21 protein-coding genes and 1 riboswitch are annotated in these 12,038 nt (G+C 28.4%); of the genes, 9 read left to right on the top strand and 12 right to left on the bottom strand.

Features of this window, described 5'->3' with window-relative positions:
* Window positions 1-334 precede the first annotated feature (334 nt).
* Window positions 335-1,276: a cation diffusion facilitator family transporter gene (locus tag HMPREF2647_RS03155; RefSeq protein ID WP_019835719.1), complete on the top strand. Its 942-nt coding sequence runs from the start codon at window positions 335-337 to the stop codon at window positions 1,274-1,276.
* A gap of 54 nt (window positions 1,277-1,330) precedes the next feature.
* Here the strand turns inward: HMPREF2647_RS03155 and HMPREF2647_RS11265 are convergent, their stop codons facing one another.
* From HMPREF2647_RS11265 to tsaA, 8 genes are all read right to left on the bottom strand, one after another.
* Window positions 1,331-1,507 (bottom strand): hypothetical protein, encoded by a 177-nt coding sequence (locus HMPREF2647_RS11265; protein WP_019835718.1) that lies wholly within the window; start codon window positions 1,505-1,507, stop codon window positions 1,331-1,333.
* Window positions 1,508-1,642: 135 nt separating this feature from the next.
* The gene (locus HMPREF2647_RS03150) at window positions 1,643-2,347 is read right to left on the bottom strand and encodes a hypothetical protein (protein WP_017175892.1); all 705 of its coding nucleotides are present in this window, start codon (window positions 2,345-2,347) and stop codon (window positions 1,643-1,645) included.
* 132 nt (window positions 2,348-2,479) lie between these two features.
* The gene (locus HMPREF2647_RS03145) at window positions 2,480-2,707 is read right to left on the bottom strand and encodes a hypothetical protein (protein WP_019835716.1); all 228 of its coding nucleotides are present in this window, start codon (window positions 2,705-2,707) and stop codon (window positions 2,480-2,482) included.
* Window positions 2,708-2,862: 155 nt separating this feature from the next.
* Window positions 2,863-3,147, bottom strand: a complete 285-nt coding sequence (locus HMPREF2647_RS03140; protein ID WP_017175890.1) for a hypothetical protein — start codon at window positions 3,145-3,147, stop codon at window positions 2,863-2,865.
* Between the two features lie 76 nt (window positions 3,148-3,223).
* On the bottom strand, window positions 3,224-3,970 hold the full coding sequence (locus HMPREF2647_RS03135; RefSeq protein ID WP_049379259.1) for a poly-gamma-glutamate hydrolase family protein: 747 nt from the start codon (window positions 3,968-3,970) through the stop codon (window positions 3,224-3,226).
* A gap of 73 nt (window positions 3,971-4,043) precedes the next feature.
* Window positions 4,044-4,610, bottom strand: a complete 567-nt coding sequence (gene lnsA, locus HMPREF2647_RS03130) for a lipoprotein N-acylation protein LnsA (protein ID WP_029376807.1) — start codon at window positions 4,608-4,610, stop codon at window positions 4,044-4,046.
* A 96-nt stretch (window positions 4,611-4,706) separates the two neighbouring features.
* Window positions 4,707-4,895: a type II toxin-antitoxin system toxin TsaT gene (gene tsaT, locus HMPREF2647_RS03125; RefSeq protein ID WP_017175887.1), complete on the bottom strand. Its 189-nt coding sequence runs from the start codon at window positions 4,893-4,895 to the stop codon at window positions 4,707-4,709.
* Window positions 4,807-5,175 (bottom strand): type II toxin-antitoxin system antitoxin TsaA, encoded by a 369-nt coding sequence (gene tsaA, locus HMPREF2647_RS11435; protein WP_371106722.1) that lies wholly within the window; start codon window positions 5,173-5,175, stop codon window positions 4,807-4,809. Before tsaA ends, tsaT begins: the two co-directional genes overlap by 89 nt.
* Before the next feature lie 452 nt (window positions 5,176-5,627).
* Between tsaA and HMPREF2647_RS03120 the strand changes: the two genes are divergently transcribed.
* Complete coding sequence (locus HMPREF2647_RS03120; protein WP_017175885.1) at window positions 5,628-5,831, top strand: sterile alpha motif-like domain-containing protein; 204 nt, start codon at window positions 5,628-5,630, stop codon at window positions 5,829-5,831.
* Here HMPREF2647_RS03120 and HMPREF2647_RS03115 read toward each other — a convergent pair.
* Window positions 5,823-6,065 carry a hypothetical protein gene (locus tag HMPREF2647_RS03115; RefSeq protein WP_017175884.1) on the bottom strand — a complete coding sequence of 81 codons (243 nt, stop codon included), beginning with the start codon at window positions 6,063-6,065 and terminating at the stop codon, window positions 5,823-5,825. The genes HMPREF2647_RS03120 and HMPREF2647_RS03115 overlap by 9 nt on opposite strands.
* Before the next feature lie 194 nt (window positions 6,066-6,259).
* On the opposite strand from HMPREF2647_RS03115, the gene HMPREF2647_RS03110 reads away from it, so the two are divergent.
* Entirely contained in the window at window positions 6,260-6,859 is a 600-nt protein-coding gene (locus HMPREF2647_RS03110; RefSeq protein WP_019835711.1) for a histidine phosphatase family protein, read from the top strand.
* A 14-nt stretch (window positions 6,860-6,873) separates the two neighbouring features.
* Here HMPREF2647_RS03110 and HMPREF2647_RS03105 read toward each other — a convergent pair whose 3' ends face one another.
* Both HMPREF2647_RS03105 and HMPREF2647_RS03100 read right to left on the bottom strand, forming a co-directional pair.
* Window positions 6,874-7,365, bottom strand: coding sequence for a GNAT family N-acetyltransferase (locus HMPREF2647_RS03105; protein WP_048761455.1), 492 nt, complete (start codon window positions 7,363-7,365; stop codon window positions 6,874-6,876).
* A 444-nt stretch (window positions 7,366-7,809) separates the two neighbouring features.
* On the bottom strand, window positions 7,810-8,232 hold the full coding sequence (locus tag HMPREF2647_RS03100) for an organic hydroperoxide resistance protein (protein WP_048680989.1): 423 nt from the start codon (window positions 8,230-8,232) through the stop codon (window positions 7,810-7,812).
* A gap of 161 nt (window positions 8,233-8,393) precedes the next feature.
* On the opposite strand from HMPREF2647_RS03100, the gene aroD reads away from it, so the two are divergent.
* Both aroD and HMPREF2647_RS03090 read left to right on the top strand, forming a co-directional pair.
* The gene (gene aroD / locus HMPREF2647_RS03095) at window positions 8,394-9,119 is read left to right on the top strand and encodes a type I 3-dehydroquinate dehydratase (RefSeq protein WP_048761457.1); all 726 of its coding nucleotides are present in this window, start codon (window positions 8,394-8,396) and stop codon (window positions 9,117-9,119) included.
* A 69-nt stretch (window positions 9,120-9,188) separates the two neighbouring features.
* A complete protein-coding gene (locus tag HMPREF2647_RS03090; protein WP_002448165.1) occupies window positions 9,189-9,728 on the top strand; it encodes a nitroreductase family protein in 540 nt (179 codons plus the stop codon).
* Between the two features lie 37 nt (window positions 9,729-9,765).
* On the opposite strand, the gene HMPREF2647_RS03085 is transcribed toward HMPREF2647_RS03090, so the two are convergent.
* Complete coding sequence (locus HMPREF2647_RS03085) at window positions 9,766-10,089, bottom strand: thioredoxin family protein (RefSeq protein WP_048682682.1); 324 nt, start codon at window positions 10,087-10,089, stop codon at window positions 9,766-9,768.
* Between the two features lie 139 nt (window positions 10,090-10,228).
* Between HMPREF2647_RS03085 and HMPREF2647_RS03080 the strand changes: the two genes are divergently transcribed.
* From HMPREF2647_RS03080 to HMPREF2647_RS03065, 4 genes are all read left to right on the top strand, one after another.
* A complete protein-coding gene (locus tag HMPREF2647_RS03080) occupies window positions 10,229-10,582 on the top strand; it encodes an arsenate reductase family protein (protein ID WP_048761460.1) in 354 nt (117 codons plus the stop codon).
* 92 nt (window positions 10,583-10,674) lie between these two features.
* Window positions 10,675-11,055: a glycine cleavage system protein GcvH gene (gene gcvH, locus HMPREF2647_RS03075; protein WP_017175879.1), complete on the top strand. Its 381-nt coding sequence runs from the start codon at window positions 10,675-10,677 to the stop codon at window positions 11,053-11,055.
* A gap of 136 nt (window positions 11,056-11,191) precedes the next feature.
* Window positions 11,192-11,578 carry a toprim domain-containing protein gene (locus HMPREF2647_RS03070; protein WP_002448075.1) on the top strand — a complete coding sequence of 129 codons (387 nt, stop codon included), beginning with the start codon at window positions 11,192-11,194 and terminating at the stop codon, window positions 11,576-11,578.
* Window positions 11,571-11,870, top strand: a complete 300-nt coding sequence (locus HMPREF2647_RS03065; RefSeq protein WP_002448091.1) for a thioredoxin family protein — start codon at window positions 11,571-11,573, stop codon at window positions 11,868-11,870. The genes HMPREF2647_RS03070 and HMPREF2647_RS03065 overlap by 8 nt, the downstream gene beginning before the upstream one ends.
* A 54-nt stretch (window positions 11,871-11,924) precedes the next feature.
* Window positions 11,925-12,029, top strand: a riboswitch (SAM riboswitch).
* Window positions 12,030-12,038: the final 9 nt, after the last annotated feature.

Here is a 12,038-nt window from a genome sequence, read left to right as displayed (position 1 = left end):
AAATAATGTAAGTATGATGTTAATAAATTAAAGAATGATGAATACTTTTGACTAACACCAGATATAAGTCAGTTAGTCTAGGACAAAATAGAAATAACGAACTTTTATGGTTAGTAAATCAACTGTGGTGATTAAATGTAATGCAATTTATATTTACATTTATGTGATAAATCATTTCATCTCAAATATACAATGTTTTTAAATTTCTAAATTTCAATTGTTTATTGTAATAACATTAAAACGTTGATATATTAATGTTTGTAAGGTTTTTTTAATATATATTAGGGTAGTTTTAAAGAAAATAGTTTATAATTTAATTGTTTGGAGAGAAGTAATGAACAATCAATCAAAATATTTTCATCATGTAGAACATAGAAAATTTCAAAGTAGTTCAAAAGCAACGCTTTGGTCTTCTTTAATTATTACGTTGATTTTTACAATTGTAGAGTTTGTAGGGGGATTATATGCTAATTCACTTGCTTTATTATCAGATTCATTCCATATGTTAAGTGATGTTTTGGCACTAGGGTTGTCTATGCTTGCTATTTATTTTGCAAGTAAGCCTCCAACGAAACATTATACGTATGGATTTTTAAGATTAGAAATTATTGTAGCTTTCTTAAATGGCTTAGCATTAATTGTTATTTCGTTAGGTATTATGTATGAAGGCATTTTGAGAATCATACATCCTGAATCGGTAGCAAGTGGTATCATGATATTTGTAGCTGTATTAGGTCTTATTATAAATATCATTTTAACACTTATTTTATATAGATCTTTAAGAAAAGAAGATAATGTTAATATTCAAAGCGCATTATGGCATTTTTTCGGAGATTTATTAAATTCAATTGGCGTTATCGTAGCAGTAGTACTTATTCATTTTACTGGATGGGAAATTATTGACCCAATCATTAGTATCATCATTTCTCTTATCATTTTAAATGGTGGATATAAAATAATTAAAAATGCTTGGAAAGTGTTGATGGAGAGTATTCCAGATGGATATGATTCAGATGAAATTATTAATGCAATGAAAAGCGTTGAAGGCGTTATAGATGTGCATGAATTTCATTTATGGAGTATCACTACAAACCATAGTTCATTGAGTGCTCATGTTGTTTTAAGTGATGAATATACTAAATGGCCATATTCAACGGTTAATAAAGTTTCTGAATTGTTGAAAGAAAAATATAATTTAGAACATGTTACACTACAAATTGAAAATATTCATCTTAACCATTTAGATGAAGATTACTTTAAACAATACGAAGAATGATAATTAAATAAGAGTAGAAGCGATGGATAGTAAGAGCGCTTCTACTCCTTATTTTTAGTTTTTATTTATTTTTTTACTATCTACGCGTTCAGAATTGCCTTTAGATTTGTGTGCTTTTGGATTATTTTTTTTATGTGCACTTTCGTTTACATCTTTGACTGTATCATTACTATGACTACATGCACCTAATACTAGAAAGCTTGAAAGTGTTAGTAAGGCTAATTTTTTCATTGTCTCATCCCTTTGTTTTAAGTCGTATCATATTTTAGTATGGCATATTAAATGTAATATTCAATAAATATTTATAAGTTTTAAAAAGAAGTCGAAAATAAAAGGTAGAGCCTCAAAACTCTACCTTTTTTATTATTAATTGTTTATTTGGTTTATATTATTATTCGTATTACCGCTTTGTGTATTTTGAGTTGTATTTGATGTGCTATTTTGATTTACATTATTAGTGTTGTTTTTTGTTGTATTAGATTCATTTGTATGATTATATTGAGTACTATTTTGACTATTCTGGGTTTGAGTAGAATTTGTTTGTTTTAAATCATTATTTGCTGAATTCGTCTGATATTGAGATGTGTCTTGTTGGTGTGTTGAAGGTTCTTGGTGTCGTTGTGTAGAATTTTGGTTATTTGTAGTCGCATTATTTTGTTCAGTAGTTGGGTTTTCTTGTTGTGTAGTTGGTGATTCTGATGACTGAATTGAATGTTCTTCTGTGGCGGGTGTGTTTTCTTGAGTGGCAGGAGTGTCCTGAATAGACTCATTTGATGTATCCTTATGATCTTTCTTAGAATTATTATCTTTTTTATTATTATTTTCTTTATTTGTTTTATTATCTTTAGGCTTTTCTTTTTTTACAGGAGTGATGTCACTTTTAGAGGGATTATTACTCTCAATGACTTTATGAATACCCAGTGCAAGCATACTTAATAAGATAATAATAATAGCCATAGCAAGCATTTTTAAGTAATTTTTATTCTTAAAAATAGCAATAATACCAAAAATAATGACTATACATGCGATTAAAAATAAAGTAATGCCTAGATAGAATATAATGTTATCCATAACTGACCTCCATAATTACAACATATCAATCAAATATTACTATAATTATTACATAATAAATATTAATATTTATTTAACATTTTATTATTTTTTTAAAACAATTTAGTTAATAAAATTATTAATATAATAGTGTTATTCATTCGATTTATTGTAAATGTTAATTTCTTCATTTTTAAAATTGATTGAAACATATAACTGGTCATCATATGTATTAATAGGAAGAGACGGTGTATTCAGTTTAAACTCTGATAGAATTTTAAATGAACCATTATTTAAAGGTTCAACTATAGATACATCATTTTCGTTTTGTTGTATAAGTAGATTTCTATTCGTCATATTATTAATTTTCCAATGATTCATGTAAACTCACCTCTATTAAAAATAAAAAGCCTGAAACATACTCAATACATATGTGCAGGCTTTAAAAGTTATATTCATAGTTAAATAAATATATTTATTTAAGACTTTTAAGCAAAGATCCTTGAATAGGAATAACTTGAAAAAATTGGATATTTTTAATTAAAGCTTTGTTCAATTTCAGTAAAAGCTTTATTTGTAACTTTAATATTATCAATTCTATCAGACATAATATTACCATCTAGATAGCCATGATCAATAAGAACTTTACAATTTTCTAAGAAATCGCTATATTTTCTATCGCAAAAATAATCATCTTGAGCTGTAATACTATCTTTAAAATTATTTGCTTCTTCCTCTGTTTGACCACTATTTGAACGTTCCATATATAGCTTATAAAATTTTGCTACTGTATATTTTTGTTCGTTAGTTAATTCGTCCATAGAAACGCCTCCTAAACTCATTACTTATATATACCCAATTTAATTTAATTAAAAAACTAAAAAAACGATATTACATTTATTGAGCTTTTTTAATACCTTGATCTACTGCTTCGGCAAATCTATAAAATGTTCTCGTATAATTTTTGGGGGATCGTCTATTATTTTTATCCAAGTTGTTATGTTTAAAAAACAAAGCTCGTTGGCGAGTCGTCAATTCTAGTTGCACTCCTGTATCTTTTTTATCTCTATTAATAATATTATTATTGGAAAGGGCCTCAATTCCTTTAGGCGTTTTTTGTACTGTAAATCCATGATCAGTTAATGAATGACGTAATGTTTGAACCAATTTTTTATCTTGACCACCTACGTAAACAATGGGTTCATCGCCTGCATATCCGTGAATAGATACTGTTTTTGACGAATGGTTGAGCATATCTAATAATTGAGGTTCATCAAAAACAGTAGAAGTAATATGTAGTTGAGCATTATTATCTGAACGTAGACCTTCAAATGAATAAAAATTATATTGACCAATATTTGAAATACGACGAGCGAGTTCAGTGGTTCCAGGTTCAATACTTCCACCATGAATCGCTGTAATTAAGGTATCGCTGTGCTTACGGTGTTTTGTGATTATTTTCCAATCTTTATTTTTTGTTGTATGTTGTTTTAAATCATTAAAGTTAGCATAGTAATCTAAGGATTGATTTTGTTTTAAATCAAAATGTTTATAAAAGTAAAGAAAGAAAAGAATAAATAATATAATAATAAGAGTTAAAAAGATGTAATAAAAAAATCGATAATTTAATTTTTTGTTTTTCATAAAAATAAGTTGTTCCTTTAAATATCATTTCTTAGTATAGAAAAGTATAGCGTAACGCCATAGTCTTTAACTATTAGTATTTTTTTACGAGCTTAAGGCGATAGTCATTATTAAAATTATCAACTAAAGCATATGGAGAGATAATCAGTAAACCATGATCATTTATCGTATCTTTACTTACACCGTATTTATATGCTTGATAAATAATTTTAGTACAATATGTAAAACGTTCACTTTTTAAATTAAGTGTAACTAAATAAGTTTTATCACTATTTTTATAATGAGCTTTTGCCCAATCAGCTGCTTTTTGACCTGCATTAGGATATTCACAACGATATACTTTAATCCAATCATTTTTTTTAACGCCAAATCGCTGTTTAAATGATTCGAAAGATTCAGTAATAGGCTTATCGCCGGGTCCTTCAATTTGTAAAACAGTATCATGATCTAAAGCAATACTTGAATGTCCAAAGAAACCAAATAATACCGGACCTTTTGTAAGAATAATGTCACCAGGTTGTAATTTGAAATCATTTCCTTTTCCTGAAGATGAAGAAGTGGAACTTATAGATGCATAAGTATGAGAAGGGAACGCGAAAAATAGTAATGAAATGAAAATAACAAATATAATACGCTTCAATTGAATAGTCTTCAATTTATATCTCCTTAATTGTTTTATAGAGGAATATATAAAAAAGAACAAAATAAGATTGTATTTTGTTCTTTTAAACTCTATTTATAAAATACCAAATATTAGTACATATATCAGTAAAGCAAAACCAAAAATATAAAAGATGACTGTAAAGCCTAAATATGATTCTTTACGTTCTTCTTTTTTAGATTTTAACAATAACCCTAATATAATTGAAGCAGCAACAACAAATATAATACCCAGCCAAAGTAAAATTGTTAAATGTGTACTCATTTGTAAACCTCCCACATTTTAATTTAAAAAAGTTATATATCAGTGGATATATATAATATAAAAAAATGATTAGATTAGTTAAAAAAATTATTTCGCTTATAAGGTTTTTATCCAAAATAGCGGCAATTAAACTGAATGAAATAGTAAGGCCACATATGATTAAACCAGGTATGAGCCAAAAATAATCATCTAACTTAGGAAAATAGGTGACAGTAATATTAAAACCTAGAAATAAAAGGGTAATCATAATATTAATCCAAAATAATTTATTAATATTCATAGGTAGTGTCACCTCTATAACAATGATGTCTTTTTTATCATCATATCACTTCTTTAAAAGAAAGGTAAAACTTTAATTCTTATTAAAAGAATTACTTCGTAAATACACAGAAAAAAAGCTGGCGATTAAACTAAAATATACTCATCGGCAGTCATAAATATGTATGATTACACTAATAAACATATCAATTAAAAGGGGAAATCAGAAAAGTAAATAGAAGAGTATAAAAGTTCAAAAAATCGTCACATTTACAGAAAGTTAATATCCGCATAGAATGTTTTTAGTGAATAATTAAAAATAAAGTGTTTTAATTATTTTAATAAAATCAATTAAAACATTACAACTTTTATAAAAATCTAACTTACTGATTTGCTTATATAAATAAACATCACTCATTTAGAAATAATAAGATGATAGGAGATACTGAAATGTTGTAATGTGAGGAGGAAAAAATGACATTTTATGATTTTGTTATTGGATTTATTAATGATGATACACCACTAGGAAGTTTAGCAAACTACATTGTAAATGATCATAAATTTCCCAAAAACGAACGCAATAATAAAGAAATTAGAGCATATGTTATGTCAAATTACGTTGATCACCAACTTATCGAAAGCGCTAATCGAGCAATTAGCCTCTATAAATTAATTTGAATTAGGATAGTACCAATTTTGTTGCTTTAGCGCATTCCATATATCTTTAGTTTTAAAGTTTAATTCATTATCTCTAATTGAAAAAGGTTCTATAATTTCTCTATCTAACCACGAATGAATAAGTTCACTAGGAACTCCATCAAGTAACATTTCTGATTTACTTATTACAAAACATTCCCAATCTAATGAGAGGTTATTAGGATTGACATAATTGTATTGATTATGATCATTCATAATGAACGCTCCTTTATTTATAAAACTTATAATTCATTATACCCCTTATAATGAGAATCAAACGAGTAGTAATTAATTTTTTACCTTTAGTTATTTTTAAGTATAAAAAAATTAAGGTATACTATGTATGGATTATAAAGTGGTGTAAAAGAAAGTTGCCTATATTATTTAAAAAATATATTGAGGTGAATGTAATGAGTAAAATACTCTATTTAATGAGACATGGACAAACTATGTTTAATTTAAGAGGGAAAGTACAAGGTGCAAGTGATTCTCCACTTACTAAATTAGGAATATCTCAAGCGAAGCAAGCAGGTCATTACTTTAAACATAATCATATTACTTTTGACGAAGCATATTCATCTAGTTCGGAACGAGCATGTGATACGTTAGAAAATGTTTTACCTGATCAAGCATATCAACGTAATAAAGGATTAAAAGAATGGAGTTTTGGGCTATTTGAAGGAGATAGTGTTCAATTATTGGATGCAGTTTGGGATAAACACGATATTTTTGGAACTAGACTACGTGCTTTCGGAGGAGAAACGAAAAGTGAAGTTGAACATCGTATCGTCACAACATTAAGTAATTTATTAGAGTCCTCTAATGGAAAAACATTCTTAGCGGTAAGCCATGGTACAGCCATTCAGGTTTTTTTAAGAAAATGGATAGGTGATGATATGGCAAATCAATATATCATTGGAAATTGTTGTATTTTAAAATTCATTTATACACATGGAAAATTTGAATTTCTCGATATGGTTGATCCTACAATCGATGATGTCAATAAATAAAATTATTATCCTGGCTATTTAATATCATAGAGTAGCCAATGAACATCGAAATAAGTATCATCTACTTTAAATGAGTTTTTTTCAATCCCTAAAGTTTCAAAACCAAGTGCAGTGAAAAAAATCTTTGCACTAATATGATTGGACGTAATACAAGTCATTAGTTTTTCAATATGACGAGCCTTTGCATAATTAATCACTTCACAGATTAAATTTTGCAAAGTAATCTCGTCTTTTTTGTCTTTTAAAAAGAGATTTTCTAACATTGCTTTATGTTGTGTGCCTACTTGTTTGAGTTGTCGCAATGTAACACCAGCCACAAGTTTTTCATTTTTAAAATTGCCAAAAATATTACAATACTCTTCTTCTTTAGATAGAATGTGTTTTAAATAATTTGGAGACACATGTTGAAAATAAAGTTTATCCCATGAATAAGTATGTGAATCATTTGATATTAAAGTAATATATTGATTTAAATCATTGTTAGTAAGAATTCTAACTTCTGACATTATACTCACCTCAAATTATCATTAGCATTTAATAATCTATTTATACAAATTAATTGAATTATAAATATTTTATAAACTTTAATTAATAACTATATACATAGAATAGCTTATTTTAAAAAATTATACAAAAAGTGTGAGAATATATAGACATTAAAATAATATCTATCATACATCGATATTTTTAAACTTAATTTTTTAGATAGGAAATGGGCAGGATAGGATTCAATTTGAACTCGTCGTTCAACTCTAGCAATACAGCCCAAAGAACGTAGATGTTTTTATTGAAAGTCTTTATGTTAACTTCTGTACTACTATTGAAATAACTTGATATCAGCTCTTTTCAATTCAATCTTTATCTATCAACATAAAAAAATCCTGAGACATAATGAGACGTCTCAGAATTTTTTAAAATTATAAAATTTAGATTTTAAAGCGTAATACTAATTAGTCAACAACTTGAACATTTAAATCTACATCGATGTTGCCACGAGTTGCTTTTGAATATGGACAGAATTCGTGAGCGTCTTGTAGATATTTTTCAGCATCTTCTTGAGATAATACATTTTTAACTTTTGCATCAATAGATACGCTTAATTTTGGACTTTCAGCATTTGGATCATCTTCTAAGCGTACAGTTAAAGTTACCTCAGGTTCTGCCCCACGAACTTTGTTTTGTTTTAAAATAAGGTCATATGCACCATTGAAACATGAAGCATAGCCAGCTGCGAATAATTGTTCAGGGTTAGTTGCTTTTCCGTCTGCTTGTTGTGGTGGTAATACATCTACATTTATTGCATTATCGTCTGTGTGTACGTGTCCTTTACGTCCACCAACGTTTGTTGCTTTAGTTTCATATTGAACTGCCATTATTATTACCTCCTAAATTCGAATATAATTATTGTATACCCAACTAAAACGTTTTAAATCATGATTTGTAAAAATTAACATGAATTTTAAACATTGGCGAGTGTGACATAAATAGTTTAAAATAATATAAAATTGTAAATGGTAAGAAAAGAAGGGATTATATGGCAGAAGTAAAGGTAGCTGCAACCATAGCACCTCAAGATATAATAGATAATGAAACGTTAAATAGTATAAATGATAATCATGCATATATAGATATCATTGAGTTGCGTATAGATCAATGGGAGAGTCATCATCACGAACATTTAATGAAAAACCTTTCACTTCTAAATGAAATAAAGGGTCATTTCAAAATATTGGTGACATATCGCACACTTTCTCAAGGTGGAAAAGGTCAGTTAACTAATAAAGAATATTTACAGTTAATTGAAACAATTTCCTCAATAGATGCATTTCAAATGATAGATATAGAATGGGAGTCAAATATAGATGTTGAGACGCATAAACGTATTATAGAAAATGCACATCGTCATCAGAAGCAAATAATTGTCTCATATCATAATTTTTTAGAAACGCCACCGTTAGAAGAATTAAAATTCACATATTATAAAATGCTAAAATTAAATCCTGAGTATGTAAAAATTGCAGTAATGCCTAAGGAAAAAAGGGACGTAGCAACGCTATTAGAAGCAGTAGCTTACACATCTGAAGCGATTTCTCAACAAGTTATTGGGATATCTATGTCTCGTTTAGGATTAGTGAGCCGAACTGCTCAAGGTGTTTTTGGGGGGACAGTGTCATATGGTTGTTTAGGTGAACCTCAAGCGCCAGGACAGATTCATGTTAAAGAACTAAAAAAACAATTATTATTTTACGAAAACATGTAGTATACATTGAAATGTCATCGATATCCGCGTATAATTGATAATAGTTATCAATATAGAGGAGCGATAATTGTGGAATTACAAGAAGTAATTTCTTTAAGAAGAAGTATAAAGAAATTTAAACATGATATGGTTATTAATGATGAAGATGTATTTAAAGCCATAGAACAAGCTACTGACGCTCCTAATCATGGTATGAGAGAACCGTGGAGAGTTATTCATGTTTCTAAAGATAGATTAGGAGATATGAGTAGAGATATTACACGTTTTGCCTTTCCAAATAGTCCGGAAAAACAAGAAGATCATTATAACGCGGTGACAAATTTAGGAGGTATGTTAGTTTTAGTACTTAAAACTGACCCACGACAACGACAAAATCGCGAAAACTTTTTTGCGATGGGTGCATACACTCAGAATCTAATGTTATTACTCTATGAAAAAGGTATTGGTACATGTTGGAAAACGCCATTGTACATCTTTGAACCAAAAGTAAGAAAAGCATTTGGTATTGCTAAAGATGAAGCTATTGCAGGTTTATTGTATCTTACTGATTTAGAAGAGGTTCCACCTAAAGCAAAACGTAAAAATAAACATTTAATCTCAGAATATTAAAGAAACCACACTCAAAATAACGAGTGTGGTTTTTTAATTATTTATTAAATGTTTCTTTTAAGAATGATTCAACTTGTTCAGGTGATTTTGCATTAGCAGAATGTAAATGGGCATGTTTTTGACCATTTTCAAATATAAGTAAACTTGGGATACCCATGACTTCATTGTCTGATGCTACATCTTCTAATTCATCACGATTTACTGAATACCATTTATAGTCGTTATACTTGTCAACGATTGGATCAATCCACATATCCATTGCTTTACAATCAGGACACCAACCAGCTTCAAATTTTACAATAACAGGTTGTTCACTTTGAATAACTGAATTAAATTCTTCAGTAGTAGTAATATTTTTCATACTTTACACTCCTTTTAGCTTGTTTTATATATTATAACTAATTACTAATGTTTAGAAAAAAATAAAGCTTAAAAAGTAGAGCGTTTATTTAAATAATCTGATATATTTAGAATAAGTTTAAATAGGAGGATAATACTGAATGATTAAATTTTATCAATATCCAAAATGTACAACTTGTAAAAAAGCTGCTCGATTTTTAGATGAGCATGGAGTGAGTTATGAGTCTATAGATATTGTGCAACACACACCTACAAAGCAAGAATTCAAAGAGTTAGTAGTTAAATCAGAAGTGGAAATCAATAAATTCTTTAATACACATGGTGTGAAATATAGAGAACTTGGTTTGAAAGATAAATTAAATGAATTATCTAATGATGAAAAATTAGAACTCTTAGCCTCAGATGGAATGTTGGTAAAACGTCCGCTAGCGGTTTCGGGTGAAAAAGTTACATTAGGTTTTAATGAAGAACAATACAAAGATGTATGGTTATAGAAAGTATAATCACAACTTTTAATATTAATAGTTGAATGAAAACTTACGGTATGGCATCATTAAATTGTAATTATTTTTAGGAGGGGATTTTCGTGGCAGTACCGAGCGAATTCAAATATTCTAAGGAACATGAATGGGTTAAAGTTGAAGGAAATACGGCAACAATTGGTATTACTGAATACGCGCAAGGTGAATTAGGAGACATCGTATTTGTCGAATTACCAGATGTCGATGATGAAATTAATGAAGGGGATACATTTGGTAGTGTTGAATCAGTAAAGACAGTATCTGAATTGTATGCACCTGTCTCTGGTAAAATTGTTGAAACAAATGACGAATTAGAAGATAGTCCAGAATTTGTTAATGAATCACCTTATGAAAAAGCATGGATGGTAAAAGTTGAATTAAGTGACGAAAGTCAATTAGATGAATTACTATCAGCTGAACAATACTCTGAAATGATTGGCGAATAATTTTTTAAAACTCCTTGATATTAAATCTAGGAGTTTTTTATATAATTATATTAATTATCTGTAAATTGTGTTTATATTCATCAATAACGTGAAAAAGTAAATGATTGTTTAATATCGACTTAGAAGGTGGATGAACATGGCAATTTTAAATAAAGTTATCATTGTTGAAGGTAAATCTGATAAGAAGAAAGTGCAACAAGTCATTGCTGAACCTGTAAATATTATTTGTACACATGGTACAATGAGTATCGACAAACTAGACGATATGATAGAAACGTTATATGGAAAACAGGTCTATATTCTTGCCGATTCAGATGATGAGGGCGAAAAAATTAGAAAGTGGTTTAAACGTTATTTAAGTGAAAGTGAACATATCTATGTAGATAAAACATATTGTGAAGTCGCACGTTGTCCCAAAAATTATCTTGCTCATGTATTGAGTAAATACGGATTTAACGTAAAAAAAGAGAAAAAACTTATACCTAATTTAAGTTCTGAAAGGTTAGTACTTGTGAATGAATAATTCTATTAAAATCGAAGACATCAAAGAACACTTTGATAAAGATAAACATTTAATATTTGGATATACTCCTATGTGTGGAACATGTAAGATTTCAGAGCGCATGCTAGATATTGCAAATGATATCGAACAATTACCACTTAAAAAAATTGATTTAAATTTCCATAAGTATTTTAGTGAAGAATATAAAATTATGTCTGTACCTGTACTGTTAATTATGGATAAGGATAAAGAGGTAGATAGAATCTATGCATTTCAATCCGTGCCATATTTGTTAGAAAAGTTAAAAAAATGATTGACGAATTATTAGTACAGTGATAGGATATAAATTAATTAAATAGTGCGAAAACTCTTATCGAGAGAGGTGGAGGGATGTGCCCTACGAAGCCCGGCAACCGTCTATAATGGAAATGGTGCCAATTCACATAAAGTTTAAGACTTTAGAAGATGAGAGAAAGATAAT

Source organism: Staphylococcus sp. HMSC035D11 (assembly GCF_001836075.1).
Classification (GTDB): domain Bacteria; phylum Bacillota; class Bacilli; order Staphylococcales; family Staphylococcaceae; genus Staphylococcus; species Staphylococcus hominis.
The sequence above is the reverse complement of the archived record's forward strand: the minus strand, read 5'-3'. Positions and strand labels throughout refer to the sequence as shown.

What these genes read in the sequence shown, in the direction of transcription:
- tsaA (WP_371106722.1), bottom strand. Translation starts at nt 5,175, where the DNA reads ATGAATATTAATAAATTATTTTGGATTAATATTATGATTACCCTTTTA.
- HMPREF2647_RS03155 (WP_019835719.1), top strand. Translation starts at nt 335, where the DNA reads ATGAACAATCAATCAAAATATTTTCATCATGTAGAACATAGAAAATTT.
- HMPREF2647_RS03070 (WP_002448075.1), top strand. Translation starts at nt 11,192, where the DNA reads ATGGCAATTTTAAATAAAGTTATCATTGTTGAAGGTAAATCTGATAAG.
- HMPREF2647_RS03115 (WP_017175884.1), bottom strand. Translation starts at nt 6,065, where the DNA reads ATGAATGATCATAATCAATACAATTATGTCAATCCTAATAACCTCTCA.
- HMPREF2647_RS03120 (WP_017175885.1), top strand. Translation starts at nt 5,628, where the DNA reads ATGACATTTTATGATTTTGTTATTGGATTTATTAATGATGATACACCA.
- HMPREF2647_RS03110 (WP_019835711.1), top strand. Translation starts at nt 6,260, where the DNA reads ATGAGTAAAATACTCTATTTAATGAGACATGGACAAACTATGTTTAAT.
- HMPREF2647_RS03150 (WP_017175892.1), bottom strand. Translation starts at nt 2,347, where the DNA reads ATGGATAACATTATATTCTATCTAGGCATTACTTTATTTTTAATCGCA.
- HMPREF2647_RS11265 (WP_019835718.1), bottom strand. Translation starts at nt 1,507, where the DNA reads ATGAAAAAATTAGCCTTACTAACACTTTCAAGCTTTCTAGTATTAGGT.
- tsaT (WP_017175887.1), bottom strand. Translation starts at nt 4,895, where the DNA reads ATGAGTACACATTTAACAATTTTACTTTGGCTGGGTATTATATTTGTT.
- HMPREF2647_RS03100 (WP_048680989.1), bottom strand. Translation starts at nt 8,232, where the DNA reads ATGGCAGTTCAATATGAAACTAAAGCAACAAACGTTGGTGGACGTAAA.
- HMPREF2647_RS03065 (WP_002448091.1), top strand. Translation starts at nt 11,571, where the DNA reads ATGAATAATTCTATTAAAATCGAAGACATCAAAGAACACTTTGATAAA.
- HMPREF2647_RS03140 (WP_017175890.1), bottom strand. Translation starts at nt 3,147, where the DNA reads ATGGACGAATTAACTAACGAACAAAAATATACAGTAGCAAAATTTTAT.
- HMPREF2647_RS03080 (WP_048761460.1), top strand. Translation starts at nt 10,229, where the DNA reads ATGATTAAATTTTATCAATATCCAAAATGTACAACTTGTAAAAAAGCT.
- HMPREF2647_RS03145 (WP_019835716.1), bottom strand. Translation starts at nt 2,707, where the DNA reads ATGAATCATTGGAAAATTAATAATATGACGAATAGAAATCTACTTATA.
- HMPREF2647_RS03085 (WP_048682682.1), bottom strand. Translation starts at nt 10,089, where the DNA reads ATGAAAAATATTACTACTACTGAAGAATTTAATTCAGTTATTCAAAGT.
- HMPREF2647_RS03135 (WP_049379259.1), bottom strand. Translation starts at nt 3,970, where the DNA reads ATGAAAAACAAAAAATTAAATTATCGATTTTTTTATTACATCTTTTTA.
- aroD (WP_048761457.1), top strand. Translation starts at nt 8,394, where the DNA reads ATGGCAGAAGTAAAGGTAGCTGCAACCATAGCACCTCAAGATATAATA.
- HMPREF2647_RS03105 (WP_048761455.1), bottom strand. Translation starts at nt 7,365, where the DNA reads ATGTCAGAAGTTAGAATTCTTACTAACAATGATTTAAATCAATATATT.